This is a genomic window from Hydrogenophaga sp. (assembly GCF_019635465.1).
Lineage (GTDB): Bacteria > Pseudomonadota > Gammaproteobacteria > Burkholderiales > Burkholderiaceae_C > Hydrogenophaga.
The window spans coordinates 53,161-79,168 of the sequence record NZ_JAHBZK010000005.1 but is presented as its reverse complement, the minus strand read 5'-3'; the positions used below and the strand labels follow the sequence as shown (position 1 = coordinate 79,168).

Genomic DNA, 26,008 nt, shown 5'->3' with positions numbered 1-26,008 from the left:
CGGTGAAGCGCATTGCCCTGACGGTGGGCGACCCCAACGGCATCGGTCCCGAGATCGCACTGAAATCGCTGGCGGCCCTGTCGCCGGCGCAGCGCGCACAGATCACCCTTTTCGGACCCGAGCCGGTGCTGGCGCGCACAGCGCAAACGCTGAACCTGCAGGCGCTACTGGCCGAGGTGGCGGTGGTGCCCGTGGGCCACCTGCCCGATGCCGCGCACCGACCGGGCGAGGTGTGCGCCGAGGCAGGGCACAGCGCGGTGGTCAGTGCCAGTGCCGCAATCGAAGCCTGTTGCGCCGGCGGGTTCGACGCGGTGGTGGCCGGCCCGCACCACGAGACCGCGATCGCGCGGGCCGGCATCGCCTTCAACGGCTACCCCGGCCTGGTGGCGCGCGTGAGCGGCGTGCCTGAGGACGCGGTGTTTCTCATGCTGGTGGGCGCGGGCCTGCGCATCGTGCACGCCACCTTGCACGAAAGCGTCGAGCACGCCTTGCAGCGTCTGACGCCGGCACTGGTGGTGGCGGCGGCCACGGCCGGTCTGCGCGCCTGCACGGCCATGGGCATTGCCCGGCCGCGCGCGGCCTTGTTCGGCATCAATCCGCACGCCTCCGAAGGCGAGCTGTTCGGCCCGCACGACCGCCGCTGCACGCGCCCCGCCGCCGCCCGCCTGCGCGAACTCGGGCACGACGTGGCCGATCCGCAGGGTGCGGACGTGCTGCTTGCCGACCGCGCCACGCGGCCTTTTGACCTGTACGTGGCCATGCTGCACGACCAGGGGCACATCCCCGTCAAGCTGCTGGCGCCGCAGGGGGCCAGCGCCCTGTCCATCGGCGCGCGCGTGCTGCTGGCCAGCACCGGCCACGGCAGCGCCATGGACATCGCCGGCACCGGTCGCGCGCGGCCCGACGCAATGCTGCGCAGCCTGCAACTGGTGGGTGGCTGGTCCGACTTTTCTTCCTCTCACGCGTCTCCATGAGTTTTCAGATCCACATCGCCGACAGCGACGTCCGGTTCCCCTGCGCGCCCGACGAAACCTTGCTGGACGCCGCACTCAAGGCCGGCATCGAGTTGCCCTATTCCTGCCGCAAGGGTGTGTGCGGCAACTGCGCGGCCGCGGTGCGCGGTGCACCGGTGGCGCGCGGCGTCGCCAACGCCGAGGCGGTGCCCGACGGCCAGGAGCTGCTGTGTCAGTGCCGGCCCTTGGGCGACCTGACCATCGCGCCCGGCCATTGGCGGCGCAGCGAGCCCGACGCCCGCAAGCAGCTGCGGGTGAAGGTGTTTCGCCACACCCTGGCCGCGCCGGACGTGAGCGTGCTGCAACTGCGCCTGCCCACCGGACAGCGCGCAAAGTTTCGCGCCGGGCAGTACCTGCAGGTGCGTCTGCCGGACGGCTCGCGCCGCGCGTATTCCATGGCCAATGCACCGCACGAGAGCGACGCCCTGCAACTGCATGTGCGCCACGTGCCCGGCGGCCAGTTCACCCAGCGCCTGGCCTCGCTGCAAGCGGGTGACGAGCTCGACGTGGAACTGCCCTTCGGCCAGGTGGCCATCGACCCTGCCGCGCCGACGCCGCTGGTGTGTGTGTGCGGCGGCACCGGTTTCGCGCCGGTCAAGTCGCTGCTGGACGATCTGGCCAAGCGCCGGTCAACGCGGCCGGTCGTGCTGGTGTGGGGCAGCCGCGATCGCCAGGGCCTGTACCTGCACGAACAGGTGGCCCGCTGGCAGCGCAGCTTGCCTGGCCTGCGTTTTGTGGCCGCCGTGGAGGACGCCGACGACGCGGCCGCGCTGCAGGCCTTTCATGGCCGCGTGGACGCCGCGATCACCACCCTGGCCATCGATGCGGCACTGGCCGACGTGTACTGCTGCGGGGCACCGCCCATGGTGAATGCGGTCAAGGCGGTGTGCCTGCAGCAACTGGGGTTGGCGCCCGAGCGCTTTCACAGCGACGCCTTTGTGCCGGGACCGGCCGCCTGAGTCGGCCCTCGGTCGCGGTGGGACAAACAGAGTGGCCTACGATGCCGGCTGTTTGACTTACTGCACCGAGGAGCACCGATGAAGACACGCGCCGCCGTGGCCTGGCAGGCCGGCCAACCCCTGACGATCGAAGAACTGGACCTGGAAGGCCCGCGCGCCGGCGAGGTGCTGGTGGAGATCAAGGCCACCGGCATCTGCCACACCGACTATTACACCCTCTCGGGCGCCGACCCCGAGGGCCTGTTCCCGGCCGTGCTGGGCCACGAAGGCGCGGGCGTGGTGCTCGAAGTGGGCGCCGGTGTCACCTCGCTCAAACCGGGCGATCACGTGATCCCGCTCTACACGCCCGAATGCCGCCAGTGCAAGTTCTGCCTGAGCCGCAAGACCAACCTGTGCCAGCTCATCCGTGGCACGCAGGGCAAGGGCCTGATGCCCGACGGCACATCGCGCTTCTCGCTCGGTGGCAAGCCCATCCTGCACTACATGGGCACCTCCACCTTCAGCAACCACATCGTCGCGCCCGAGATCTCGCTCGCCAAGATCCGCCCCGACGCGCCGTTCGACAAGGTCTGCTACATCGGCTGTGGCGTCACCACCGGCGTGGGCGCGGTGATCTACTCCGCCAAGGTCGAGGCGGGCGCCAACGTGGTGGTGTTCGGCCTGGGCGGCATCGGCCTCAACGTGATTCAGGGCGCGAAGATGGTTGGCGCCGACAAGATCATCGGTGTGGACCTGAACCCCGGGCGCGAGGCCATGGCGCGCAAGTTCGGCATGACGCACTTCCTCAACCCCAAGGACCACGCAAACATCGTCGACGCCATCGTGCAGCTCACCGACGGCGGCGCCGACTACTCCTTCGAATGCATCGGCAACACCCAGGTGATGCGCCAGGCGCTGGAGTGCACGCACAAGGGCTGGGGCCGCAGCATCATCATCGGCGTGGCCGAAGCCGGCGCCGAAATCAGCACGCGTCCGTTCCAGCTGGTCACCGGCCGCAAGTGGGAAGGCTCGGCCTTCGGCGGCGCGCGCGGGCGCACCGATGTGCCGAAGATCGTCGACTGGTACATGGAGGGCAAGCTCAACATCGACGACCTCATCACGCACAAGCTCAAGCTAGAGGACATCAACAAGGGCTTTGATCTGATGAAGGCCGGCGAGTCGATCCGCTCCGTCGTCGAGTTCTGAGATGGCCGATCTCAAGACACTCGAAGCACACCGCTGCTTCGGCGGCGTGCAGGGCTTCTACGAGCACGCGTCCAGCGAGATCGGCCTGCCGATGCGCTTTGGCGTGTTCGTGCCGCCGCAGCCCGGGCCGCGCCCGGTGCTGCTGTGCCTGGCCGGCCTGACCTGCAACGAGCAGACCTTTGCGATCAAGGCCGGCGCGCAGCAATACGCGGCGCAGCACGGGCTGATCCTGGTCACGCCCGACACCAGCCCGCGCGGCACCGGCGTGGCCGAGGCCGATGCGCACTGGGACTTTGGCCACGGCGCGGGCTTCTACCTCGACGCCACGCAGGCACCGTACGCCACGCACTGGCGCATGCAGAGCTGGTTGATGCACGAGCTGCCTGCGGTGCTGGCGGCGCACTTTGCGGTGGCGGCCGAGCGCACCGGTGTGTGCGGGCATTCCATGGGCGGGCACGGTGCGCTCACGCTGGCCCTGCGCCACCCGGGGCGCTTTCTCAGCGTGTCGGCGTTTGCGCCGATCTGCGCGCCCAGCGAAGTGCCCTGGGGCCACAAGGCCTTCGGCGGTTACCTGGGCGATGACCGGTCGGCCTGGCGCGCGCACGACGCCGTGGCTTTGATCGAAGGCGGGGCGCGGCTGCCGCCCTTGCTGGTTGACCAGGGCGAGGCCGACAACTTCCTGGCCGAGCAGTTGCGGCCCGAGCGCCTCGAACAGGCCTGCGCGGCCGCGGGGCAGGCGCTCACGCTGCGCCGGCACGCGGGCTACGACCACGGCTACTTCTTCATCCAGAGCGTGGTGGCCGATCACATGGCCCACCACGCGGCGGCGCTCACGGCGTAGCGGGTACGGCGGGCGTTGTCGCGGCCGCCATGGCGCGGCCCGTGGCTTGCGCCAGCACCGCCTCAGCGCTGGCGTCGTCGTGTCCTCGCCAGGCGACGATCTGGTCCGGGCGGATCAGCACCAAGGGGGCTTCGTAGCGCTCGCGCAGGGCGTCATTGGGCAGTGCCACCACGTTGAGCGGCACGCCCCATTGGTCCGCGACCTGGCCAAAGGCCGTGCCATCGGGTGCGTCGGGACCCAGGCGCAGCAGGGTCCAGTCGCGGCCGAAGCGGTCGTACAGCGACGAGCCGTCGGCCAGCCACTGGTGCGGTGGCCGGCCGCCAGGGCAGGCGCTGGGGGTGTAGCGGTTGGGCTCATCGGGCGGTGGCGCGCTGCCATCGGCCACCACGATGGGTGAGCCGTCGTAGCGCCCGCCGAAGGTGACACCGGGGATGTTGAACTCCAGCCGGGCGTGTGCATCGAGGTAGGCGCTGGCCTCGGCGCGCGCAGCGGCGCCTTCGGGTGAGTCGGCTTCGAGCAAGGGTGAGGCGTTGAACAGCCCCACCGAATCGGCAAAGCGGCGCGCGTAGCCGGTGTTGCGCAAGGCCAGTGGCCGACGCTCCACCGCGTAGCTGTGCAGCAGTGCGTGCGGCGCCTGGCCTTGCAGCACGGCGGCGAGCTTCCAGCCCAGGTTCACTGCGTCTTCGACCGCGGTGTTGTAGCCCAGGCCACCGGTGGGCGTGAACAGGTGGGCTGCGTCGCCCGCCAGGAACACGCGCGCGCCGGCGTCCTGGAACTGCTCGGCCACCAGCGAGTGCCCCGCCAGCCAGGTGCCCATGGACAGGATCTCGATCGGCAGCTCGCGGCCCACGGCCTGTGCGAACACGCGGCGCGCGTCGGCCTCGGTCCAGTGGTCGGCGTCTTCGTCGGGGTGTACCGCGGCGTGAAAGGCGTACTCGGACACGCCGTCCACCGAGGCCATGAAGGCGCGCCGCTGGTGGTTGACCGACACGTACATCCAGGCCCGCGGGTGCTTCAGCACCTCGGCGAAGCCCGGTGCGCGCAGGTAGATCGCGAACATCTTGCCGCCCATGAAGTCGCGCTGCACACCGGTCTCACCACCCCAGCGGATGCCCAGGGCGCGTCGCACTGCGCTGCGTGCGCCGTCGGCACCCACCAGATAGCGCGCGCGCACGGTGTGGGGGGTGTCGCTGCCCACAGCGCGCACCTGCGCCACCACGCCATCGGCCTGCACCGAGAAGTCGAGCAGTTCGTGGCTGTAGCGCAGCTGGTTGCCCGGCCAGGCCTCGGCGTGGCGGCGCAGCGTGGCCTCGACGAACTTCTGCGACACGCGGTGGGGCAGTTCCGCGGCGCTCCAGGAGCCGCTCAGGCTGCGGATCTGCTGCACCGCCTGGGCGGCGGTGGGCAGCTGGATGCGCGCCAGCTCGTCGCCCGCATAGCGGGTGAGGTAGACGATGTCGGTGGGGTGGTCGGGTGGCAGGCCCTGCGCGCGGATCTCGTCGGCAAACCCGAGGCGCCGGAAGTGCTCCATGGTGCGCGCCTGGGTGGCGTTGGCTTGCGGGTTGAAGGCGGTGCCGGGCTTGCTGTCGAGCAGCAGGCAGGGCACGCCGCGGCGGCCCAGCTCGTTGGCCAGCATCAGCCCACACGGGCCCCCGCCGGCAATGAGCACCTCGGTCTGGGTGGGCAGGTCGTGGCTCATGCGCGCGCTCCTGTCGACCCCATGCGGGCGCTGACCAGCCGCGCCGCGGCCAGGTCCCAGCCGGCCCAGCCGCAACTCTTGAAGAACACCGGGCCACGCGCCGGGCGCGGGGCGTCCAGCCGCTGCGCCAGCGTGGGCAGGGCGGGCACGTCGATGCCGGCCTGCAGCAGGTCGCCCGCTTCGTGATCGGCGTCGCGGGTGTCGACCACCACCAGGCCGCGCGCGAGCAGATCGCGGCACACCTCGGGCGCCCACTCCACCATGGCGGGCGTGAACGCGCCCACCGCGGCCACGAAGGCGTCGTCGCGGGGCGTGCCACGCAGCACCACGCCCTGGGCCGGCGTGCAGCTCACCACCAGCGGGCAATCGGCCAGGGCGGCATCGGCGTCGGGCACCACAGAGGCCGACACACCCAGGGCCCGGGCGTGCTCGGCCAGCGCGTGGGCGCTGTGGGCGCTGCGCGAAGCGATGCGCACCTCGCGCACGCCGAGGCCGCTGGCGAAGGCCTCCAGGTGGGCGCGACCCTGTACCCCGGCGCCCACGATGAGCAACGGGCCGTCGGTGCGCGGCGCGAGCACGCGCGCGGCCAGCAAGGAGACCGCCGCCGTGCGGCGCGCGGTCACGGTGGGGCCGTCGATCATGGCCAGGCGGTGGCCATCGCGCGCGTCGAAGATGACGATGTCGCCCTGGATGGTGGGCAGCTGCCGCGCGCCGTTGTCGGCCACGAAGCTGATGAGTTTGGTGATGGCCACGACCTTGTCGGTGGCGGGCATCACGAACAGGCTGCCGCCGGCGGGCAGTGGCATCACGATGCGTGCCGGCACGCGGACATCGGGGTCGCGCAACACGGCGGCAATGGCGTCGGCGAGCGCCGGGTAGGGCAGGGCGGCCGCGGTGGCCGCGGGCGACATCAACAGGGTATCGGTCATGCGCCGATGATGCGCCATCGTGCCCGGCGGGGCGTGGGCGCAGGCGACAGCGTCGCCCCGGCACGGTTCAGCGCCGGAAGTGCTGTTCCAGCTCGGCCAGCACCGCGTCGATGCTTTGCAGCGTGCCGGCCAGGTCGCCGCACAGCGTGAGCCATTCCTGGCGCTGTGCGGAGTGCGCCGGGTCGGTGTCGGACGTGATGAGTGTGACCGTGGTTTCCAGGTCGGTGCCGGCGCGCTGGCGCAGACCCACCGCGTGGATGAACAGGCTGCGCGCCGTTTCCTGGGTGTCGCCCATGGCGGTTCGGGCGTCGTCCGAGGTGGTCATGACGTCGGCCATCAGCAGGTTGCGGATGGTCTCCAGCGCACCGGTGAGGTGGCGCATGCGCTCGCACACGGCGACGAGGTGATCGAAGGCGTTGTCCATGGTGAACCGGGCACCTTAGCGCAAAGGTGTCGGTTTGGCCTGTGAAGCCGTTCACACGGCGCGGCGAGCGGATCAGCGGAAAGTCGCCGGTGTGCGGTTGCTGGCGCCGCAGAGCGGGTGCCGTGGTGCGACGGCGACAGGCTGGGTCTGCCGACTCAACCGGGCAGCACCTCGCGCAGCGCGGATGGCAGGGGCCGCTCGGCCAGGCGGTGCAACTGGCCCAGCGCCGCCAGAAAGCCGTCGCGGTCGGCGCGCACCGGGCCCAGGTAGCGCAGCACACCGGCGGGTCGGAAGATCGCCACGCTGGGAAAGGCGTCGATCTGCAACTCGTCGGCGTCCAGGCCGGCGTCTTCGATGTCGATCCAGTGCAGTGGCACGGTGTCCATCGACGCCGTCACCTCGCGAAAGGCACGGCATTGGGTGCACCAGTCGGCGCACAGCACGAGCACGTGCAGGTCGTCGGGCCAGGGGGTGTCGGCGGGCGTCATGGGTGCATGGAGTCGCCGAAGGCGCGCAGCGTTCCCTCGATCGGCAGGTCAGACCGCTTGCCGCAGGGTCTGTACCAGCAGGCGGTGCAGTTCGTCCACGGCCGCTGCGCCGCGGGAGGCCCGGCTGCGGTAGGCGGCCACCGCCATTGGCCCCATCGGGCCGAGCCCGTGTTCCATCCCCAGCACCTGAAGATGCGCAGGCGCGCTGCACTGGGTGAGGGCGGCCACGGCCAGGCCACTTTCCACCGCGGCGATCTGGCCCGCCAGGCTGGAGCTGTGATAGATCACCTTGTGCCGTCGACCCTGAAGCGACAGCGTGGTGAGCGCGTGCTTGCGCGCCAGGCTGCCGTCTTCGTACACCGCGATGGGCAGCGGGTCGCGGCGCCACACCTCGGCCTGGGGGGCGCCCACCCACACCATGGGTTCATGGAACAGCAGGGTGCCTCGCTGCGCGTTGTCGCGCGAGATCAGGGCGAGGTCGAGCTCGCCGCGTGCCACGCGGGGGATCAGCGAGGTCGATTGTTCGCAATCCAGTTCGATCTCGACCCCACCATGGCGGGCGGCGTAGCGCCGCAGCACCGGCGTCAGGTAGCGCGCGGCGTAATCGTCGGGCACGCCCAGGCGCACCCGCCCCTGCAGGGTGTCCGGTTGCATCGCGGCCTGGGCCTCGGCGTGCAGGTCCAGCAGGCGGCGCGCATAACCGAGCAGCGCCTGTCCTTCGGTGGTGAGTTCGAGGCGACGGGGGCCGCGCAGCAGCAGCGTGTGGCCCACGGCCCGTTCGAGTTTTTGCAGCTGCATGCTCACCGCCGATTGCGAGCGGTGCAGGTCGGGTGCGGCCGCCGACAGCGAGCCGGCGTCAACGACCGCCACCAGGCACTTGAGCCAGTCGATCTGCAGGTCGGACGCGCGCATGGATTCGATGATCGGATGGCAGGGATACGAATTATCCGCTTCTCGAATGCGAAAGTGACGGCGACATTGTGGGCATGACCACCACAAGCCCATCGCCTTCCGCCGAGCGCCGCGCCGCCTGGCGCATGGCCGCGGGCGGCGCCATCCTCGGCACGCTGGGGGTGTTCCTGCTCGAGTCGGGCAGCAGCGCGGCGGCGGCGGCCTGGTTTCGTTGCGCCTTCGGCCTGTTGGCGCTGACCCTGTGGGCTGGTTGCAGTGGCCGCGCACCCTTGTGGCGCCTGCCGCCTGGCACCCGCTGGCGCGTCGGGCTGGCGGCGGGCATGGTGGTGTTGAGCTGGGTGGTCTTCTTTGCGGCCATCCAGCGGTTGTCGGTGGGTTTGGCCACGGTGGTGTTTCACATCCAGCCGCTGTGCCTGATGGTGGCGGGTGCCTGGGTACTGGGCGAGGCGCTGCCTCGCTCGCGTGTGTTGGCCGTGTGGCTGGCCCTGGCCGGCCTGGTGCTGGCCACCGGCTTGATGGGTGGCGCAGGCGCCACCTCGGTGGCGGGGCTGCTGCTGTGCGGCGTGGCGGTGGTTGCGCAGACGGGGGTCGGGCTGCTGCTGCGCGCCCGCACACCGGTGCCACCGCTGGCGCTGGCCTGGTGGCAATGCGCGCTGGGCACGGCCCTGTTGTGGCCCTGGCTGTTGGCGCAGGGCTGGCCCGCATGGGGTGCGCCCTGGGCCTGGCTGGTGGCGCTGGGGGTGGTGCACACGGGCCTGGCCTATGTGCTGATCTACGGTGGCATGGCCCGCCTGAGCACCTCACGCACCGCCTTGCTGCAGTTCGTGTACCCGGCGGTGACCTTGCTGTGCGATGCGCTGGTGTATCAGCGCTGGCTGGCACCCGCCCAATGGCTGGGCGTGGGCCTGATGGGGCTGGCCTTGTGGTGGGGCAGCCGGCCGGTGTCGCCCGGGCCGGCCGCCGCGCCGATCACGCCTCGAGCAGCGAGCGCAGCATCCAGGCCGCCTGTTCGTGCACGGTGAGGCGTTGCACGAGCACGTCGGCGGTGGGTTCGTCGCTGGCCTTGTCGACCAGATCGAACATGGCGCGCGCGGTGCGGGCGGCGCCTTCGTGGCCCTTGGCCAGGATGGCCACCATCTCCAGGGCCTTGGGTGGCGTGGTGGGCGCATCGGGCAGCGAGCTCAGCTTGGCGAATTCGGCGTAGCTGCCCGGCGCCACATGACCCAGCGAGCGGATGCGCTCGGCGATCGGGTCGACGGCGTTCCACAGCTCGGTGTACTGCTCCATGAACATGGTGTGCAGGCTGTTGAACATGGGCCCGGTCACGTTCCAGTGGAAGTTGTGGGTGGTGAGGTACAGGGTGTAGGTGTCGGCCAGCAGGTGGCTCAGGCCTTTGGCGATGGCGGCGCGGTCTTTTTCGGCGATGCCGATGTTCACGGCCATGACGGGCTTGGTGGTCTTCTTGCTCATGCGGGCTCCTAATGGGGATGACGATTTCGGATGTGACGATTGGCAGACGCGCAGCATAGCGCCCGCCCCATGCCGCGGTGATGACCTGGGTCAACGGCTGCGGTGGGCGTGGTCGAGCGGGCCGCGCCCCTGGCCCAGGCGCCAGTGCGCGGCCGATTGCAGGGCGCCACGCAGGTAGGTGCGTGCCTGCGAGATGGCGTCGACCAGCGTCAGCCCGCGCGCCAGTCCGCAGGCAATGGCGCTGGACAGGGTGCAGCCGGTGCCGTGCGTATTGCGCGTGTCGATGCGGCTGTCTGTCCACAGCGTGAAGCCACTGTCGTCAAGCAGCAGGTCGGTGAGCGCGGGGCCGTCCAGGTGCCCACCCTTGATCAGCACCGCCTGGGCGCCCCGTTCGCGCAAGCGCTGCGCGGCGCGGCGCATGTCGTCCACGGTGCTGACCGCGTGGCCGGCCAGGCTGGCCGCTTCGCTCAGGTTGGGGGTCAGCAGGGTCACGCGGGGCAGCAGCGTGGTCATCAGGGCGGGCGGCACGTCCGCGTCGATGAGCCGGTCGCCGCTGCTGGCAACGGCCACCGGGTCGAGCACCACGCGCGCCAGCCGATGGCGCCGAATGGCCTCGGCCACCGCGTGCACCGTGGCGACCTCGGGCAGCATGCCGATCTTGACCGCGTCGGCACCGATGTCCTCGATCACCGCGTCGATCTGGCTTGCCACGAGCGCAGGGGCCACAGCCTGGACCGCCCGCACTCCGAGGGTGTTCTGCACGGTGATGGCCGTGATGGCGCTCATGCCGTGGCAGCCCAGGGCCGCCATGGTCTTGAGGTCGGCCTGGATGCCGGCGCCGCCGCCGGCGTCGCTGCCGGCGATGCTGAGCACGCGCGCTGGGGTGGGGTGGGACTGGGCCATGGCGGGCGCGCATTATCCCTGGGCGGGTGTTCCGTTTCGTCACAACCCGACGCGAAGCGGCGTGGGGCTTGTGCTGCGCCGCCGATGCGCGCTAGCGTCCGGGCCGTTGAGGGTTCGGCGTTGAGCGTTCTGCGGGTCGGCCGCTCGATCACCCAACGCCCAACGCCCAACGCCACCAAGGAACCCCATGACCCAGGCGCCCCTTTGCTCAGCACCCGTTTGCCCCCACGCTGAGGTCCGTGCGTGAAGCGCGCGCGTCGCCTGTGGCCGGCATGGGGGGCACTGTCGGCAGGCGCCGGGCTGGGCCAGACCCTGCCAGTGGAACCTGGTGCGCTGGCCCCGGTGGTGGTCACCGGCAGCAGCGTGTACGAGCAGCGCTGGCGTGGCAGTGCGTCGATCGACGTGGTGGAGGGCGAGGAGCTGCGCAGTGGGCAGTTGCAGATCAACCTGTCCGAGGGCATGGGCAGGGTGCCGGGCCTGGTGATCCGCAACCGCAACAACTACGCGCAAGACCTGCAGGTGTCGGTGCGCGGCTTTGGCGCGCGGTCCACCTTCGGCGTGCGGGGTGTGCGTCTGTTCGTGGATGGCATTCCGGCCAGCGCCCCCGACGGTGCCGGTCAGGCGGCCAACTTCCCGCTGAGCAGCGCGCAGCGCATCGAGGTGGTTCGCGGCCCGCTGGCCACGCTCTACGGCGCTTCCAGCGGTGCCGCCATCCTGCTGTACACCGAGGACGGTGGCGAGCCCGCACAGTGGCGCGGCGGGTTGGCTCTGGGTGACCATGGCCTGTGGCGCCTGTCGACGCAGCTCAGCGGGCGTGTGGGCGCATCGACCGGGGGCGACAGCGACCCGGGTTGGCTCTACGCACTGGACACGGGTCGTTTCGAGACCGATGGCCTGCGACCGCAGTCGTCGGCACACCGCAGCACCACCAACGCCAAGCTCGTGCGCGCGCACGACGGTGGCCGTACCGTGCTGCTGTTCAACCGGCAGACGGGCTTTGCGCTTGACCCGCAGGGGCTCACCCGCGCGCAGTTCGACGCCGATCCCACGCAGACCGCCAGCCAGGCGATCGACTTCAACACACGCAAGTCGGTGTCGCAGGCCCAGGCGGGTGTGGCCTGGGACCACGCCCTGGGCGGCGGGCACAGCCTTGAGCTGATGGGTTACGCCGGGCAGCGCCATGTGATGCAGTTCCAGTCGATCCCGCCCACGGCGCAGAACGCCGCCACCAGCTCGGGCGGCGTGATCGACCTCGATCGCGTCTACCAGGGGCTCAATGCGCGCTGGCGCTGGCAAGGGACCTGGGGCAGCGGGCGCGCCGACCTCAGTGCCGGCCTGGCGGTCGATCATCAGAGCGATCTGCGCCTGGGCTTCAACAACTTCACGGGCCCCAGCGGCGCGCCGACGGCCATCGGTGTGCAAGGCCTGTTGCGGCGCGACGAAACCAACCGCGCCACCACGCGCGACCCTTACCTGCGGGCCAGCTACTCGCGCGACGCCTTCACCGTCGAAGGCGGTGTGCGGCACATCCACGCCGACTACCGCTCCAGCGACCGCTTTCTGTCCAATGGCGACGACAGCGGTGCCGTGTCGTACGCGCGCACCGTGTCGGTGCTCGGTGCGCGTTGGCAACTGGACCCCGATCTGCAGCTGTATGGCAGCCTGGGACAGGGCTTCGAGATCCCCACGCTCAACGAGGTGGCATACCAGAGCTCGGGCGCCACCGGGCTTAACACCGCACTGCGCCCTTCGCGCAGCAGCAACGCCGAGCTCGGCCTGCGCGGGCGCCATGCCGATGGGCTGTGGAGCGCCACGTTGTTTCACACCCGCACGCGCGACGAGATCGTGGTGGACAGCAGCAGCGGTGGTCGCACGGTGTACACCAACGCCGGGCGCACCGAGCGGCGTGGCGTCGAACTCTCGGCCGAGCACGCCTGGGGCGACCTCGTGTTCACCTCCGCCTGGACCTGGCTGCAGGCGCTCTATCTGGCCTCGGCCGATGCGCGCTTCCCCGCCGGCAACGCCCTGCCCGGCGTGCCCGCGCAGCAGTTGTTTGCGCAACTGGCCTGGACGCCACCCTGGGCGCGCGCGGTGGGCGGTGTCTTCTCAATGGAGGCGCGCCACACCGGTCGGGTCTATGTCAACGACCTCAACACCGATGCGGCTGGCGCGCACACGTTGCTGTCCCTGGGTGCCCGCTTCGAGCAGCGGGTCGGCCCCTGGACATGGCGCCAGTTCGTGCGCATCGACAACCTCACCGATCGCCGTCACGCGGGCTCGGTGATCGTCAACGACGGCAACGGGCGCTACTTCGAGCCCGGGGCGGGACGCAGCTGGTCGGCGGGGCTGGAGCTGGCGCGTCGTTTCTGAGGTCCTGCGATCAACGGTCGCCTGGGGGCGGCGAGCGCGCCTGCGATTTCCCGAACGATCGGTAGCATGGCGCAACGTTCTGATACCCCATAGGGGTACAGGGGATCGTCGATCCATTTCCCCACGCTGCACGCCTGCCTCCCGGAGCCTTTCACGATGTCTCACGCCCCCATCCGTTCCGCCTCGACCGACCTTACGCGCCGCCGTTTCACCGGCGTGGCCATAGGCGCCGCGGCGGCGCTGGCCAGCCCGCATCTGCTGGCGCAGAGCAACCGCATCGTGCTCGGTCAATCGGCCGCCTTCACGGGCCCCGCCGCTCAGCTGGGCATCCAGTTCAATGCGGGCGCCCAGTTGTACTTCGATCTTGTGAATCAGCAAGGTGGCGTGGGTGGTCAGCGCATCGAGATCGTCAAACTCGACGATGGCTACGAGCCCGATCGCTGCGCCGAGAACACCCGCCAGTTGCTCTCACGCGGCTGCACCGCGCTGTTCGGCTACATCGGCACGCCGACCAGCCTGGCCGCGCTGCCGCTGACCACGCAGGCCGGCATTCCCTTCATTGCGCCCTTCACCGGTGCCATGGGCCTGCGCCAGCCCTTCAACCGTCTCGCCTTTCACCTGCGCGCGTCGTACAACGACGAGACGGCGCTGATCGTGCGCCAGCTCACCAGCCTCGGCCTCAACGACATCGCGGTGTTCCACCAGAACGACTCCTACGGCAAGGCCGGGCTCGACGGTGTGACCCTGGCCATGGCATCGCGCAACCTCAAGCCCAAGGTCACGGCGACCGTGGAGCGCAATTCGGTGGACGTGGCCAAGGCGGTGGAGACCATCGTGGCCGCCAAGCCGCAGGCCGTGGTGCAGATCAGTGCGTACAAATCCTGCGCGGCCTTCATCAAGGAGGCGCGCAAGGCCGGCTACGGCGGCACCTTCTTCAACGTGTCCTTCGTGGGCACGCAGGCCCTGGCCGACGAGCTCGGCAAGGTGGGCGCCGGTGTGGCGATCTCGCAGGTGGTGCCCAACCCGTTTTCCACCGCACGCCCGATCACGCGCGACTTCTTCGACGCCATTGCTCGCGGCGGCGACAAGGTGCAACCCAACTTCTCCAGCCTCGAGGGCTACCTCGCAGCGCGTTTGTTCGTCGAAGGTGCCCGCCGTGCCGGCGGCAAGGGCGTCAACTCGGAGAACATCGTCAATGGCCTGGAAGCGGTGGGCGATACCAGCCTCGGCGGCTTTGCCATCTCGCTGAGCAGCACCAACCACGTGGCCTCGCGCTTTGCCGAGTTGTCCATGCTCACCGGCGACGGCAAGGTTCGCACCTGACGCTGGTTTCCGACGCGGGTTTCGCCGTAGTGGCATGGGGGGGGTGATCGATGCATGATGCATCCACCGATCAGCCCCCATGGACCATTCGCATTCACCCGTTCCGCCGCTGCTGACCTGGCCGCCTGTGCCGGGCAACCATTCGGTGTCCGCGCTGTTTGTGGTCACGGCCGACGGTGTGGTGTGCAAGGTCAACGATACCGCCCGGTCCTGGTTCGACGCTGCCGCCGAGCCCATGGAGGCCCTGGACAGGTTCCTGGGCGTGATCGATGACCTGCGTCGACGGGAGTTGCAGGCGTTCATCGCCGACCTGAAGACCCACCGCTTGCGCCGGGAGCTGCGCTTGACCCTCCACCGCCACGACGGTGAGAGCTTTTCGGCACTGCTGATTGCGACACCGCTGGCCGGCCCCGACGGGGCCTATCTCGGGTTCGACGCCACGCTGCTGGACTTGTCACGGTGGCAGGACCGTGAGGCGTTGGTGGTGCGCACGCGAGACGAGAGCCTGCGGCTGCGATGCCAGGCCAACAGCCATGCGCTGGCTGTCATCCAGCGCGAGATGGAGTCCCTGTCCCAGGCGGTGGCCCACGACATACGTGCGCCGCTGCGCCACATCGGGGGTTACCTTGGGCTGGCGCGGGAGCGGGCCACCGAAATCAGCGACGACGTGCTCGCGGCGTATGCCGAGCAGGCGCAAGCGGGTTTGAGCCGGATGACCGCCATGGTCGAGGCCTTGCAGGACTACCTGTACCTCTGCCGTGCCCGGCCGGCCCTGCAGGAGGTGCCGCTCGGCGCGCTGGTGCAGGAGGTGAAGGCGCACCTGCCCAGTGCCGCTCAGGACGTGCGCGTGCAATGGGATATCGCGCCCGACCTGCCCTCGGTGCAAGCCGACCCCATGCTGCTGGCGCAGGTGTTTCGCCATTTGCTCGACAACGCCGTGAAGTTCTCGCGCGATGCGGCGCAGCCGAGGGTGACGGTGGGCCATGAGCGCGGCTCGGACGGCACCTTCACCTTCTTCGTGCGCGATAACGGCACGGGTTTCGATCGCCAGCGCGCGAGCAGGTTGTTCCTGTTGTTCCAGCGGCAGCACCATTCGCAGGACTTCGAAGGCCTGGGTGTCGGACTGGCCATGGCGGCGCGCATCGTCGAGCACCATGGGGGCAGCATCCATTGCGACGCCACACCGGGTGGGGGTTGTCAGGTCCGCTTCACACTGCCCGATCTGGTCAGCGAAGGCGTACTGCTTCGCGAGTACTGAGCGGGCTCAGCGCCTCAGTCCGGCAGCACCGCCGTGACCTCGATCTCCACCTTGGCCCGTGCCTCCACCAGCCGGCGCACCTCGACGCAGGTCATGGCCGGAAACTCTCGGCCCATCACACTGCGGTACGCATCACCCAGTTCGCGCAGGCGGGCGTTGTATTCGTCGCGATCGAGGATGTACCAGGTCATGCGCACCATGTGCTCGGGGCCCGCGCCGGCGCAGGCCAGCACGTCCCGCACGTTCTGCAAGGCCTGGCGTGTCTGGTGAATGAAGTCGTCGCTCTCGAACTGCTGCTGGCCGTTCCAGCCGATCTGGCCGCCGACGAAGATCTGCGTGCCGCGGGCGGCCACGCCATTGGCGTAGCCCTTGGGGGGCGTCCAGCCCTGAGGGTGAAGTGTCTGCATGAGTCCTCTTACGTCGACTGGCGCAGCGCAAAGCGTTGCAGCTTGCCGGTTTCGGTGCGCGGCAGGCGTTCGACGAACACCACCTCGCGCGGGTACTTGTACGGTGCCATGCTGGCCTTGGCGTGGTCCTGCAGGGCCTTGACCATGGCGGCGTCGGCGCTGTGGCCCGACTTGAGTACCACGTAGGCCACGATCACCTGCCCTCGGTCCTCGTCGGGGCGGCCGATCACGCCGCACTCGGCCACGGCCGGGTGGCTCAGCAAGGCGGACTCCACCTCCGGACCGGCCACGTTGTAGCCGGCGGTGATGATCATGTCGTCGGTGCGCGCCTGGTAGTGGTAGTAGCCATCGGCGTCGCGCGTGAAGGCGTCGCCGGGGAAGTTCCAGCCGTCGCGCACGTACTGCGTCTGGCGGGCATCGTCGAGGTAGCGGCAGCCGGTGGGGCCCACCACGGCGAGTCGACCGATCTCGCCATCGGCGACGTCCTGACCGTCTGCGTTGACCACGCGCGCGGTGTAGCCGGGCACCACCGTGCCGATGGCGCCGCGGCGCACAGCCTCGGGGGCCGCGGAGATGAAGATGTGGAACATCTCGGTGGCGCCGATGCCGTCGAGCATTTCAATGCCCGTGGCCTGCTTCCACAACTGCCGGGTCGCATCGGGCAGGCCCTCACCCGCACTCACGCAGATGCGCAGGCGGCCCACGCCACCCTGTGTCGCGTGCTGCTGCTGCGCGAAAGCGGCCATTTGCCGGTAGAAGGTGGGCGCGGTGTAGCAAATGGTCGCGCCCTGTGCGATCAGCAGCTTGACCATGGCCTCGGGTGTGTACGGAATCGAGGGGAAGTAGACCGAGCAGCCGGCCCACATCGGAAAGATCAGCAAGCCGCCCAGGCCGAAGGTGAAGGCCAGCGGCGGCGAGCCCATGACGATGTCGTCGGGCGTGGCGCGCAGCACGTGGCGTGGCCAGCACTCACAGGCGGCCAGCACGTCGCGGTGCGTGTGCACGGCGGCCTTGGGCACACCGGTGGTGCCCGAGGTGAAGGCCAGCAGCGCGATGTCGTCGCCCGAGGTGGGGCAGGGCGCGGCGCGCGCGGGCTGCCGGGCGGCCAGGGCCTCCAGGCTGTCGGCGCCGTCGCAGTTGAAGCGCAGCATGGGCAGGCCGCTGTCGGTGGCTTCGAGTTCGGCGGTGAGCGCGTCATCGCACAGCAGCAAGGCGGGCTGGGCCTTGTCGATGATGGCCGTGAGCTCCTTGGCCCGCAGCAAGGGCATGGTGGCCACGACGATCAGGCCCGCCTTGACGATGGCCAGCCAGGCCAGTGACATGGCCACCGAGTTGCCGCCGCGCAGCAGCACGCGGTTGCCGGGCACCAGACCACGCTCGTTCACCAGCACGCCCACGATGCGGTTGACGCTTTCGCGTGCCTGGGCGTAGGTCAGTGTGCGCGCATCGCTGCGCAGAAACGGGCGATCGGCGTGGCCATTGACGAAGGCGCGGTCGAACAGCGCCTGCACCAGGTTCACCTGCTCGGGAATGGCCTGCAACTCGGGCGTGTCGTAGCGCAGCTCGGGCCACTGATCGCGTGGCGGCAGGCGGTCGTGCACGAAGCGGTCGGTTTGCGCGGAGTTCATGTCTTCAATGCGGCCTTGCCGAGAATGAGCAACTGCACTTCGCTGGCGCCCTCGTAGATGCGCAGCGAGCGGATGTCGCGATAAAGGTGTTCGATCACTTCGCCCACCCGGACACCGCGGCCGCCAAACATCTGCAGCGCCATGTCGATCACGCGCTGCGCGTTCTCGGTGGCGGTGAGCTTGGCCGCCGCGGCCGCGGCTGTGTAGGCGGGTGTGCCGGCGCCCTCGGTGGTGCTCTCGTCGCGCATCCAGGCGGCGCGGTAGGTCAGCATGGCAGCGGCATCGATCAGCGCGCTCATCTCGCCCAGCCTGGCCTGTGTGAGCTGGAAGTCGGCCAGGTGCTGGCCAAACATCTTGCGCTGCCGGGCGTGCGCCACGGCCTCGGCAAAGGCGCGCCGCGCCATGCCCAGCGCGGCGGCGGCCACCGAGGCGCGGAAGATGTCCAGCGTCTGCATGGCCAGCTTGAAGCCGGTGTCGACCGTGCCCAGCAAGGCGTCGGCGCCCACGCGGCATTGATTGAAGCGCAGGGTGGCCAGCGGGTGCGGGGCCATCACGTCGATGTGCTCTGAGGTGTCCAGCCCCGGCGCGTCGGCAGGCACCACGAAGGCACTGATGCCACGTGCGCCGGCGTCGGCCGTGGTCTTGGCAAAAACCACGTAGAAGTCGGCCAGGCCGCCGTTGCTGATCCAGGTCTTGCAGCCATCGATCACCCAGCCGCCGTCCATGGGCTGGGCGCGCGTCTGCATGCCGGCCACGTCGGAGCCGGCGTCGGGCTCGCTGAGCGCAAAGGCTGCGATCTGACGACCTTCGGCCACTGCGGGCAGGCGCTGGTCGCGCTGCGCAGCTGTGCCGCCCAGCGTGATGCTGCCGCTGCCCAGCCCCTGCATCGCGAAGGCGAAATCGGCCAGTGGCGAATGAAAGGCCAGCGTCTCGCGCAGGATCACCAGGGCGCGCGAATCGAGTTTGTCCAGGGCACCACCGTGCGCGGCGGGCACGCAATAGCGCAACCAGCCCGCATGGCCCAGGCGGGCCACCCAGTCGCGGCAGGCGCACCGGTCGTCCGTCTCATCGACCTGCTGCGCCCCGGCCCAGTCGGCCAGGCCCAGCGCGAGTGTGCGGTGGTGTTCGCCGAAGAAGGGCAGGGCCCATTGCGATTGCGGTGGGGTCATGCCGTGGGGACGGTCGAAGGCAACCATGGGTGGGTTCACTTTCTCGATCGATCAGTCGCCTTCGAACACCGGGCGCTGCTTGGCCGCGAAGGCCTCGTACGCGCGGCGGAAGTCCTGCGTCTGCATGCAGATCGCTTGCGCCTGGGCCTCGGCCTCGATGGCCTGGTCCAGCGTCATGGCCCACTCCTGGTGCAGCATGGTCTTGGTCATGCCGTGCGCGAAGGTCGGGCCCTCGGCCAGCGAACGCGCCAGCTTCTGGGCGGCATCGGGCAGTGCATCGGGTTCGTGCAGTGCGTTGAAGAAGCCCCAGGCCAGGCCTTCGTCGGCCTTCATGGCGCGGCCGGTGAACAGCAGCTCGCTGGCGCGGCCCTGGCCGATGAGGCGCGGCAACAGCGCGCAGGCGCCCATGTCGGCGCCGGCCAGGCCCACGCGCGTGAACAGGAAGGCGGTGGTGGCGCGCGCCGTGCCCAGGCGCAGGTCGGACGCCAGCGCCATCATGGCGCCCGCGCCCGCGCACACGCCGTCGATGGCCGCGACGATGGGCTGCGGGCAGGCGCGCATGGCGCTCACCAGGGCGCCGGTCATGCGGGTGAAGGCCAGCAGCTCGGGCATGGTCATGGTGGTGAGCGGGCCGATGATTTCGTGCACGTCGCCACCGGAGCAGAAGTTGCCACCCGCGCCTGTCAGCACCACGGCTTTCACGTCGGTGGCGCGTTGCAGGCCGGTGAACCAGTCGCGCAGCTCGGCGTAGGAGTCGAAGGTGAGCGGGTTCTTGCGGTCGGGCCGGTTCAGTGTCACGGTGGCCACGCCGTCTGCGATGGCGAGCGCAAAATGCCTGGGCGCTGCAGGTGCGGGGCCGTACTGGCCGCGCATCGGGTTGTGGTCGGGGATCGGGTGCTTCATTCGAGTTCTTTCTGGTACTGCTTGACCTTGCCAAGCAGGCGGTGAAGTTGTTCGAGTTCGCGCGGGGTCAGGCCTTCGAAGGCTTCGACGATCCAGTGCTCGTGCTGCTCGGCCATGTCGGCAAAACTGCGGCGGCCCAGCTCGGTCAGCCGCACACGAAAGACGCGGCGATCGCCCTCGACGCCGGTGCGCTCGACCAGGCCCTCGGCCACCAGCTGATCGGTGATGCCGGTGACGTTGCCACCGGTGACCATCAGCCGGTGCGACAGGTCCTTCATCTTCAGACCCTCGGGGTGACGCTCCAGCTGGGCCATCAGGTCAAAGCGCGGCAGGGTGGTGTCGAAGTGCTCGCGCAGGCCGGCGCGCACGCGCTTTTCGATCAGTTGCGAGCAGGTCAGCAGGCGCAGCCACAGGCGCAATTCCTGGGCGTGCTCGCTGTGGGCACGCGCCTCCATGTCCAGCGTTTCTTGCAGTTCGCTCACTTGCTTGCCTCCTCTTCTTTTGGGGTCTGCTGATGCACAAATCGCCGCTGCGCCGGCGCTGCGAGCCAGGCAGCGTTCGGCGCGACCCGCTGGCAGGGCTGGCTGCCCGGCCAAGGGTTGCAACAACACGATGCCTGGCTCGCAGCCCCGGCCCTTCGGGTAGTCCCCCAGAACGCTCGCTCTCGTCGTTGCCAATGCTCGCCAGGCCTCCAGCCTGACTGCGCTTGGCGCCTAGAGAGCGAGCGTTCTGGGGGGCTACGCAGTGGCGATTTATGCATCAGCAGACCCCTTCGCGTTCATGGCCTGTTGCCGTGCAATCTCGCGGTAGAGCTGGTCGCGCCCGCTCAGGTAGGGAGCGGGCCACTGGATGGCGCGTGTCTGCAGCTTGGCGGCCTCGTGCAGGGTCCATGCCGGGTTGGCCAGGTGAGGGCGGGCCACCGCACACAGGTCGGCGCGACCCGCGGCGACGATGCTGTTGGCGTGGTCGGCCTCGCTGATGGCGCCCACTGCCATGGTGAGGATGTCGACCTCGTTGCGCACGCGGTCGGCAAACGGGGTCTGGTACATGCGGCCGTAGACCGGTTTGGCCTGGCGTGTGGTCTGCCCCGACGAGACATCGATCACGTCGCAGCCCGCGGCCTTGAACAGGCGCGCGATCGCCACCGCGTCGTCGGGTGTGTTGCCGCCCGGCGCCCAGTCGTGCGCCGAGATGCGCACGCTGAAGGGTTTGTCGGCCGGCCACACGGCGCGCATGGCCTTGAAGACCTCCAACGGGTAGCGACAGCGGTTCTCCAGCGAGCCGCCGTAGTCGTCGGTGCGCTGGTTGGTGAGCGGGCAGATGAAGGCCGAGAGCAGGTAGCCGTGTGCGCAGTGCAGCTCCAGCCAGTCGAAGCCCGCAGCGGCGGCGCGCTTCGTGGATTCGACGAAGGCGGCGGTCATCGCGTCCATGTCGGCGCGGGTCATGGCGCGCGGCACCTGGTTCTGCGCGCCATAGGCCACGGCGCTGGCCGACAGCAGCGGCCAGTTGCCGCTCGGCAAGGGCTCGTCGATGTCGTCCCAGCCGAGTTGTGTGGAGCCCTTGGGCCCGCTGTGGCCCAACTGGATGCCGATCTTCGCGCCGTCGCCGTTGGCATGCGCGAAGCGCACGATGCGCGCGAAGGCGGCCTGCTGTTCGTCGTTCCACAGCCCGGGGCAGCCGGGGGTGATGCGGCCTTCGGGCGCGGGGCTGGTCATCTCCACCATCACCAGCGCCGCACCACCCGCGGCGCGCGCACCCAGGTGCATGAAGTGCCAGTCGCCGACCACGCCGTCGACCGCCTTGTACTGCGCCATGGGCGAGACGACGATGCGGTTCTTGAGTTCGACGCTGCGCACCTTGAGCGGCAGCAGCATCGGCGGCGTGGGGTGCTTCGCGGCCTGGGTTCCCGCCTTCTGCGCGAGCCAATTTTCATAGCCTTCGAGCCACTTCGCATCGCGCAGGCGCAGGTTCTCGTGACTGATGCGCTGGCTGCGCGTGAGCAACGAATACGCGAACTGCTCGATCTCCATGCCGGTGTAGCGGTCCACGTGCTCGAACCACTCGGTGGAGTTGCGCGCCGCGTTCTGGATCTTGAGCACCTCCACGCTACGGCGTGCCTCATAAGCCTGCAGCACGGTGGCCACATCGGCTTCGGGGTGGCGTTCGAATTCAACGGCGAGGTCGATCGCGTCTTCAAGCGCGAGCTTGGTGCCGCTGCCGATGGAGAAATGCGCGGTGTGGGCGGCGTCGCCCATGAGCACGATGGGCGTGGGCTTGCCGGCGATGTCTTGCGTGTGCACCCAGGTGTTGCAGATCACGCGTGGGAACCGGATCCAGATGGCCGAGCCGCGCAGGTGCGCTGCGTTGCTGATGAGCGGATGACCATCGAGGTAGGGTGCAAACAGCTTCTCGCAGAAGGCAATCGCTTCGGTCTGCTCCATCTGGTCGATGCCATGCGCCTGCCACACGGCCTCGGGCGTCTCGACGATGAAGGTCGAGGTGTCGGCGTCGAACTGGTAGGCGTGGGCCTGAAACCAGCCGTGCTCGGTCTCGACGAAGGCGAAGGTGAAGGCGTCGAACTTCTTCTTGGTGCCAAGCCACACGAAGCGGCACTGGCGGGTGTCGATGTCGGGCTGGAAGGTGTCCTGGTAGCGCGTGCGCACGCGGCTGTTGAGGCCGTCGCTGGCGATCACCAGATCGGCGTTGTACTGCGCGGCCAGGGCCTGGTCGTCGGTGACGTCGGTCTCGAACACCAGGTCCACGCCCAGCTGCTGGCAGCGTGCCTGCAGCACGTTGAGCAACCGCTTGCGCCCGATGCCACAGAAGCCATGGCCGGTGCTGCGCACGCTGCGGCCCTTGTAGAACACCTCGATGTCGTCCCAGTGGTTGAAGGCGTCGCCGATTTCCTTGGCGGTGGCGGCGTCGGCCTGGCGCAGATTGCCCAGCGTCTGGTCGGACAGCACAACGCCCCAGCCAAAGGTGTCGAAGGGGCGGTTGCGCTCGACCACGGTCACCTGCAGCGAGGGCTGACGCTGCTTCATCAGCAGGGCGAAGTAGAGACCGGCCGGTCCGCCGCCGATACACAGGATGCGCTGCAGGGAGGTATTCATGTCTAATTAGTTTAGACCTGAAATATTCACCCACAACCGGGTAAACCCGCATCACAGTCGGCAACTGTGGCACCGGGGGGCGGATCGGCGTATCTTGCGCGTTCAACCCATGGCGCCTGTTCCAGTCCAATGACGGTCTATCGCTTCAAGTCCCGCGAAACGGGCGATCTGGTGATGCTGCGCCCGCACGGCAAGCGTCTGCTGGAGATCATCGGCAAGGACCCCGAGACGCCTGGGGTGCTGTTGGCCGAGGACATGCCGCGTGCGATCGACGCCATTCGCGCCGCGGTGGTGGCCGACGAGGCGCACCAGAAGCAACTGGTGGAAGAAGCGCGGGCTCGGGGCGAGCCCGAACCTCAGTTCGACTCGGTGAGCCTGCGCATGCGCAGCGCCCCTTTCATCGAGATGCTGCAGCGATGCATGAAGGAAAAGGTCGAGGTGGTGTGGGGCGTCTGATCCCCGCCACCACCTCGGGGTGGTGAGCTGGCTTCAGTCCACCTTGGCGCCGGAGGCCTTCACCACGGGGGCCCACTTCTTGATCTCGGCGTCGATCATGGCGGCGAACTGCTCGGGCGTGTTGCCGCCCGGGATGGCACCCTGTGCCAGCAGTCGTTCCTTCACGGCCGGCGAGCTCAGTGCCTTGGCAGTCTCTTGCTGCACGCGCTTGACGATGTCGGCCGGTGTGCCGGCGGGCGCCAGCAGGCCGAACCAGGAGCTGGCCTCGAAGCCAGGCAGCTTGCCGGCCTCGGCCACGGTGGGCACATCGGGCAGGGCGTCGGAGCGCACGCCACTGGTTACCGCGAAGGCGGTCAGGTAGCCGGCCTTGATGTGCGGCATGGCCGAGGGCAGGTTGTCGAACATCACGTCCATGGCGCCGGCCAGCATGTCGGTCATGGCCGGGCCGGACCCGCGATAGGGGATGTGCGTCATGAAGATACCGTTGCGGACCTTGAACAGCTCGCCTGCCAGGTGGATCGAGGTGCCGTTGCCGCTGGAGGCCATGTTCAGCTGGCCCGGGTGCGCCTTGGCGTATTTGACGAAGTCGGCCACCGACTTGATGCCCAGCTCTTGCGCGCGCTTGGTGTTCATCACCATCACGTTGGGCACGCCGGCCACCAGGGTCACGGGGGCAAAGTCTTTCTGCGGGTCGTAGGGCAGCTTGCTGTAGAGCGACTTGTTGATGCCGTGCGTGCCCACCGTGCCCATCAGAAAGGTGTAGCCGTCGTTGGGCGACTTGGCGACCGCTTCGGCACCGATGTTGCCGCCAGCGCCACCGCGGTTGTCCACCACCACGGGTTGGCCCAGCGCCTTGGTGAGTTCGGGCGCGATGGTGCGCGCCAGCAGGTCGGTGGTGCCGCCAGGGGCGAAAGGCACCACGATGCGGATCGGTTTGCTGGGCCATGCGTCCTGCGCCAGCACAGCGGCGGGCAAGGCCAAGGTGGCGGCGAGGGTGACGAGGGTGCGGCGGTTCAGGCTCATGTGTGTCTCCTGCTGAGGTCTTCTATCTGCGGCCGCAGCGGGCGGCCGGCTTCGATGCCCAGTGCGCGGGCGGCTTCGTTGGCGTGGCTGACCACGCCTTGCTCGAATGTACTGGCGGCCTGACCGATGCGTGCGCTCATGTGCGACACCGCGCAGGCCGCCAGCCCGCTGGCCTGCATGAGCGCGAGCCCGGCGATGCCGGCACCGTCCAGACCCACGCCGGCGTCGTTGAACACCGACAGCAGCGGCCGGGCGGCGATCGCGTAGCGGGCCGAGCTCAGCCCTCCGTGCGAGCCGCTCAAAGCAATGCAGCCCGCGTCGGCGGGCTGCAGCTCGGTGATGGAGTCGATGATGCGCAGGGACAGCAAGGCTGTTCTCCATCCAGTGACACCGCGGCGCCGGCTCGGCCGGGCCGCTGGTGTCGTCCCCCGGCGGGGGGAAGGCGCGAAGTGCCGCCGGGGGGATGCCTGGTCAATCGGCGTACTGGCCGGCGGCGTCGATCACCGTCTTGAGCTTGGCGATCTGGTCGGCCACGAACTTCTTGTGACCTTCCGGGGTGACGCGGCTGTCGGTCACCACCAGGGCGCCCAGATCGGCCTGGCGCTTGACGAACTCAGGGTCCTTCAGCGCGACCTTGAGGGCGTCGTTGAGTTTCTTGAGCACGTCGGGCGGAGTGCCCTTGGGCGCGTACAGGCCATGCCAGATGGACAGGTTGAAGTCCTTGAGGCCCATCTCCTGCAACGTCGGGTAGTGCTTGAGGACCGGGTGGGTGCTCAGCGGCTGGGCCGTGGTCACGGCGAAGGCCTTCACGCGGCCGCCTTCGATCTGGGCGGTGGTGTTGGTGGTCTGGTCGCACATCACGTCGACCTGGCCGCCGATGAGGTCGTTCATGGCCGGGCCGGTGCCGCGGTAGGCGATGGTGGTCATCGACTTGTCCAGCTTCACGGCGTATTGCCACATCAGGCCGCACAGGTGCGAGGCCGAACCCAGACCCGCGTGGGCCAGGTTGAGCTTGCCGCCGTTGGCGCGGATGTGGGCCTCGAAATCGCGGTAGGTGTTGGCGTTGAGCTTGTTCGAGCCCAGCAGCGTCATGGGCACGTCGTTGATCATGCCCAGGTACTCGAAGTCTTCGAGCGCGTTGAACTGCTTCTTCTTGTAGAGCGAATCGGTCGAGGCCATGCCGATGTGCCAGACCAGCAGGGTGTAGCCGTCCTTGGGGGCACGGGCCACGCGGGTGGCGGCAATGGTGCCGCCTGCGCCGGCGGTGTTTTCCACCACGATGTTGGCGCCGCCGAGCGGCTTGCGCATGGCCTCGGCCAGCTGGCGCGCGACCAGGTCGGTCGGGCCGCCGGCCGCAAAGGGCACCACAAAGGTGACGGGCTTGTTGGGATAGTCCTGCGCAAACGCAGTGGCCGACACAGCCGTGGCCAGCGCCAGGGCGACGAGCTTCTTCATGGAAAGCCTCCTGAGGGGGGGTTGAGTGCCCGCGAATGCTAGATGGGCCGCTCGGGGCGGCCATCGCGGAAAGTACGTAGCCC

The 26,008-nt window shown here is 69.2% G+C and carries 25 protein-coding genes; 9 read left to right on the top strand and 16 right to left on the bottom strand.

Annotated elements, in window-relative coordinates; genetic code table 11:
• Positions 1-2 precede the first annotated feature (2 nt).
• From KF871_RS05750 to fghA, 4 genes are all read left to right on the top strand, one after another.
• Positions 3-974: a 4-hydroxythreonine-4-phosphate dehydrogenase PdxA gene (locus KF871_RS05750; protein ID WP_291139487.1), complete on the top strand. Its 972-nt coding sequence runs from the start codon at positions 3-5 to the stop codon at positions 972-974.
• A complete protein-coding gene (locus KF871_RS05745; protein ID WP_291139485.1) occupies positions 971-1,972 on the top strand; it encodes an FAD-binding oxidoreductase in 1,002 nt (333 codons plus the stop codon). Before KF871_RS05750 ends, KF871_RS05745 begins: the two co-directional genes overlap by 4 nt.
• Positions 1,973-2,050: 78 nt before the next feature.
• A complete protein-coding gene (locus KF871_RS05740; protein ID WP_291139481.1) occupies positions 2,051-3,157 on the top strand; it encodes an S-(hydroxymethyl)glutathione dehydrogenase/class III alcohol dehydrogenase in 1,107 nt (368 codons plus the stop codon).
• A 1-nt stretch (position 3,158) separates the two neighbouring features.
• Positions 3,159-3,998 (top strand): S-formylglutathione hydrolase, encoded by an 840-nt coding sequence (gene fghA, locus KF871_RS05735; RefSeq protein ID WP_291139476.1) that lies wholly within the window; start codon positions 3,159-3,161, stop codon positions 3,996-3,998.
• Here fghA and KF871_RS05730 read toward each other — a convergent pair.
• From KF871_RS05730 to KF871_RS05710, 5 genes are all read right to left on the bottom strand, one after another.
• Positions 3,988-5,697 (bottom strand): FAD-dependent oxidoreductase, encoded by a 1,710-nt coding sequence (locus KF871_RS05730; protein WP_291139473.1) that lies wholly within the window; start codon positions 5,695-5,697, stop codon positions 3,988-3,990. The two genes, fghA and KF871_RS05730, sit on opposite strands and share 11 nt — an antisense overlap.
• Positions 5,694-6,626, bottom strand: a complete 933-nt coding sequence (locus KF871_RS05725) for a delta(1)-pyrroline-2-carboxylate reductase family protein (RefSeq protein WP_291139470.1) — start codon at positions 6,624-6,626, stop codon at positions 5,694-5,696. The genes KF871_RS05730 and KF871_RS05725 overlap by 4 nt, the downstream gene beginning before the upstream one ends.
• 67 nt (positions 6,627-6,693) lie before the next feature.
• Positions 6,694-7,050, bottom strand: coding sequence for a hypothetical protein (locus KF871_RS05720; RefSeq protein WP_291139467.1), 357 nt, complete (start codon positions 7,048-7,050; stop codon positions 6,694-6,696).
• Between the two features lie 155 nt (positions 7,051-7,205).
• The gene (locus tag KF871_RS05715) at positions 7,206-7,538 is read right to left on the bottom strand and encodes a hypothetical protein (protein WP_291139464.1); all 333 of its coding nucleotides are present in this window, start codon (positions 7,536-7,538) and stop codon (positions 7,206-7,208) included.
• 48 nt (positions 7,539-7,586) lie between these two features.
• Positions 7,587-8,450 (bottom strand): LysR family transcriptional regulator, encoded by an 864-nt coding sequence (locus KF871_RS05710; RefSeq protein ID WP_291139462.1) that lies wholly within the window; start codon positions 8,448-8,450, stop codon positions 7,587-7,589.
• A gap of 74 nt (positions 8,451-8,524) precedes the next feature.
• On the opposite strand from KF871_RS05710, the gene KF871_RS05705 reads away from it, so the two are divergent.
• Positions 8,525-9,472, top strand: coding sequence for a DMT family transporter (locus KF871_RS05705; protein ID WP_291139459.1), 948 nt, complete (start codon positions 8,525-8,527; stop codon positions 9,470-9,472).
• Here KF871_RS05705 and KF871_RS05700 read toward each other — a convergent pair.
• Both KF871_RS05700 and thiD read right to left on the bottom strand, forming a co-directional pair.
• Positions 9,420-9,920: a Dps family protein gene (locus KF871_RS05700; RefSeq protein ID WP_291139456.1), complete on the bottom strand. Its 501-nt coding sequence runs from the start codon at positions 9,918-9,920 to the stop codon at positions 9,420-9,422. The two genes, KF871_RS05705 and KF871_RS05700, sit on opposite strands and share 53 nt — an antisense overlap.
• A gap of 90 nt (positions 9,921-10,010) precedes the next feature.
• Positions 10,011-10,823, bottom strand: coding sequence for a bifunctional hydroxymethylpyrimidine kinase/phosphomethylpyrimidine kinase (thiD, locus tag KF871_RS05695; protein ID WP_291139453.1), 813 nt, complete (start codon positions 10,821-10,823; stop codon positions 10,011-10,013).
• A gap of 243 nt (positions 10,824-11,066) precedes the next feature.
• Between thiD and KF871_RS05690 the strand changes: the two genes are divergently transcribed.
• The 3 genes from KF871_RS05690 (at position 11,067) to KF871_RS05680 (ending at position 15,774) form a co-directional block, all read left to right on the top strand.
• On the top strand, positions 11,067-13,193 hold the full coding sequence (locus tag KF871_RS05690; protein WP_291139449.1) for a TonB-dependent receptor: 2,127 nt from the start codon (positions 11,067-11,069) through the stop codon (positions 13,191-13,193).
• 156 nt (positions 13,194-13,349) lie between these two features.
• Positions 13,350-14,516, top strand: a complete 1,167-nt coding sequence (locus KF871_RS05685; RefSeq protein WP_291139446.1) for an ABC transporter substrate-binding protein — start codon at positions 13,350-13,352, stop codon at positions 14,514-14,516.
• A 79-nt stretch (positions 14,517-14,595) separates the two neighbouring features.
• Positions 14,596-15,774: an ATP-binding protein gene (locus tag KF871_RS05680; RefSeq protein WP_291139443.1), complete on the top strand. Its 1,179-nt coding sequence runs from the start codon at positions 14,596-14,598 to the stop codon at positions 15,772-15,774.
• 14 nt (positions 15,775-15,788) lie between these two features.
• Here KF871_RS05680 and KF871_RS05675 read toward each other — a convergent pair whose 3' ends face one another.
• From KF871_RS05675 to KF871_RS05650, 6 genes are all read right to left on the bottom strand, one after another.
• On the bottom strand, positions 15,789-16,181 hold the full coding sequence (locus tag KF871_RS05675) for a RidA family protein (protein WP_291139439.1): 393 nt from the start codon (positions 16,179-16,181) through the stop codon (positions 15,789-15,791).
• An 8-nt stretch (positions 16,182-16,189) separates the two neighbouring features.
• Positions 16,190-17,809, bottom strand: coding sequence for an AMP-binding protein (locus KF871_RS05670; protein ID WP_291139436.1), 1,620 nt, complete (start codon positions 17,807-17,809; stop codon positions 16,190-16,192).
• On the bottom strand, positions 17,806-18,978 hold the full coding sequence (locus tag KF871_RS05665; RefSeq protein WP_291139433.1) for an acyl-CoA dehydrogenase family protein: 1,173 nt from the start codon (positions 18,976-18,978) through the stop codon (positions 17,806-17,808). The genes KF871_RS05670 and KF871_RS05665 overlap by 4 nt, the downstream gene beginning before the upstream one ends.
• Positions 18,979-19,029: 51 nt before the next feature.
• Positions 19,030-19,881 carry an enoyl-CoA hydratase family protein gene (locus KF871_RS05660; protein ID WP_291139430.1) on the bottom strand — a complete coding sequence of 284 codons (852 nt, stop codon included), beginning with the start codon at positions 19,879-19,881 and terminating at the stop codon, positions 19,030-19,032.
• The gene (locus KF871_RS05655) at positions 19,878-20,342 is read right to left on the bottom strand and encodes a MarR family transcriptional regulator (RefSeq protein WP_291139883.1); all 465 of its coding nucleotides are present in this window, start codon (positions 20,340-20,342) and stop codon (positions 19,878-19,880) included. Before KF871_RS05655 ends, KF871_RS05660 begins: the two co-directional genes overlap by 4 nt.
• Before the next feature lie 291 nt (positions 20,343-20,633).
• Complete coding sequence (locus tag KF871_RS05650) at positions 20,634-22,991, bottom strand: bifunctional salicylyl-CoA 5-hydroxylase/oxidoreductase (RefSeq protein ID WP_291139428.1); 2,358 nt, start codon at positions 22,989-22,991, stop codon at positions 20,634-20,636.
• A gap of 129 nt (positions 22,992-23,120) precedes the next feature.
• Between KF871_RS05650 and KF871_RS05645 the strand changes: the two genes are divergently transcribed.
• Positions 23,121-23,447 (top strand): DUF1840 domain-containing protein, encoded by a 327-nt coding sequence (locus KF871_RS05645; RefSeq protein ID WP_291139426.1) that lies wholly within the window; start codon positions 23,121-23,123, stop codon positions 23,445-23,447.
• Positions 23,448-23,480: 33 nt separating this feature from the next.
• On the opposite strand, the gene KF871_RS05640 is transcribed toward KF871_RS05645, so the two are convergent.
• From KF871_RS05640 to KF871_RS05630, 3 genes are all read right to left on the bottom strand, one after another.
• Complete coding sequence (locus tag KF871_RS05640; RefSeq protein WP_291139423.1) at positions 23,481-24,470, bottom strand: tripartite tricarboxylate transporter substrate binding protein; 990 nt, start codon at positions 24,468-24,470, stop codon at positions 23,481-23,483.
• Positions 24,467-24,838 carry a hypothetical protein gene (locus KF871_RS05635; protein WP_291139420.1) on the bottom strand — a complete coding sequence of 124 codons (372 nt, stop codon included), beginning with the start codon at positions 24,836-24,838 and terminating at the stop codon, positions 24,467-24,469. Before KF871_RS05635 ends, KF871_RS05640 begins: the two co-directional genes overlap by 4 nt.
• A gap of 103 nt (positions 24,839-24,941) precedes the next feature.
• Positions 24,942-25,925 (bottom strand): tripartite tricarboxylate transporter substrate-binding protein, encoded by a 984-nt coding sequence (locus tag KF871_RS05630; RefSeq protein WP_291139417.1) that lies wholly within the window; start codon positions 25,923-25,925, stop codon positions 24,942-24,944.
• Positions 25,926-26,008 lie beyond the last annotated feature (83 nt).

Coding starts and splice junctions, on each gene's coding strand:
- KF871_RS05675 (WP_291139439.1), bottom strand. CDS start 16,181: ATGCAGACACTTCACCCTCAGGGCTGGACGCCCCCCAAGGGCTACGCC.
- KF871_RS05730 (WP_291139473.1), bottom strand. CDS start 5,697: ATGAGCCACGACCTGCCCACCCAGACCGAGGTGCTCATTGCCGGCGGG.
- thiD (WP_291139453.1), bottom strand. CDS start 10,823: ATGGCCCAGTCCCACCCCACCCCAGCGCGCGTGCTCAGCATCGCCGGC.
- KF871_RS05710 (WP_291139462.1), bottom strand. CDS start 8,450: ATGCGCGCGTCCGACCTGCAGATCGACTGGCTCAAGTGCCTGGTGGCG.
- KF871_RS05685 (WP_291139446.1), top strand. CDS start 13,350: ATGTCTCACGCCCCCATCCGTTCCGCCTCGACCGACCTTACGCGCCGC.
- KF871_RS05630 (WP_291139417.1), bottom strand. CDS start 25,925: ATGAAGAAGCTCGTCGCCCTGGCGCTGGCCACGGCTGTGTCGGCCACT.
- KF871_RS05725 (WP_291139470.1), bottom strand. CDS start 6,626: ATGACCGATACCCTGTTGATGTCGCCCGCGGCCACCGCGGCCGCCCTG.
- KF871_RS05640 (WP_291139423.1), bottom strand. CDS start 24,470: ATGAGCCTGAACCGCCGCACCCTCGTCACCCTCGCCGCCACCTTGGCC.
- KF871_RS05705 (WP_291139459.1), top strand. CDS start 8,525: ATGACCACCACAAGCCCATCGCCTTCCGCCGAGCGCCGCGCCGCCTGG.
- KF871_RS05665 (WP_291139433.1), bottom strand. CDS start 18,978: ATGACCCCACCGCAATCGCAATGGGCCCTGCCCTTCTTCGGCGAACAC.
- KF871_RS05645 (WP_291139426.1), top strand. CDS start 23,121: ATGACGGTCTATCGCTTCAAGTCCCGCGAAACGGGCGATCTGGTGATG.
- KF871_RS05650 (WP_291139428.1), bottom strand. CDS start 22,991: ATGAATACCTCCCTGCAGCGCATCCTGTGTATCGGCGGCGGACCGGCC.
- fghA (WP_291139476.1), top strand. CDS start 3,159: ATGGCCGATCTCAAGACACTCGAAGCACACCGCTGCTTCGGCGGCGTG.
- KF871_RS05720 (WP_291139467.1), bottom strand. CDS start 7,050: ATGGACAACGCCTTCGATCACCTCGTCGCCGTGTGCGAGCGCATGCGC.
- KF871_RS05680 (WP_291139443.1), top strand. CDS start 14,596: ATGGACCATTCGCATTCACCCGTTCCGCCGCTGCTGACCTGGCCGCCT.
- KF871_RS05670 (WP_291139436.1), bottom strand. CDS start 17,809: ATGAACTCCGCGCAAACCGACCGCTTCGTGCACGACCGCCTGCCGCCA.
- KF871_RS05660 (WP_291139430.1), bottom strand. CDS start 19,881: ATGAAGCACCCGATCCCCGACCACAACCCGATGCGCGGCCAGTACGGC.
- KF871_RS05715 (WP_291139464.1), bottom strand. CDS start 7,538: ATGACGCCCGCCGACACCCCCTGGCCCGACGACCTGCACGTGCTCGTG.
- KF871_RS05700 (WP_291139456.1), bottom strand. CDS start 9,920: ATGAGCAAGAAGACCACCAAGCCCGTCATGGCCGTGAACATCGGCATC.
- KF871_RS05740 (WP_291139481.1), top strand. CDS start 2,051: ATGAAGACACGCGCCGCCGTGGCCTGGCAGGCCGGCCAACCCCTGACG.
- KF871_RS05745 (WP_291139485.1), top strand. CDS start 971: ATGAGTTTTCAGATCCACATCGCCGACAGCGACGTCCGGTTCCCCTGC.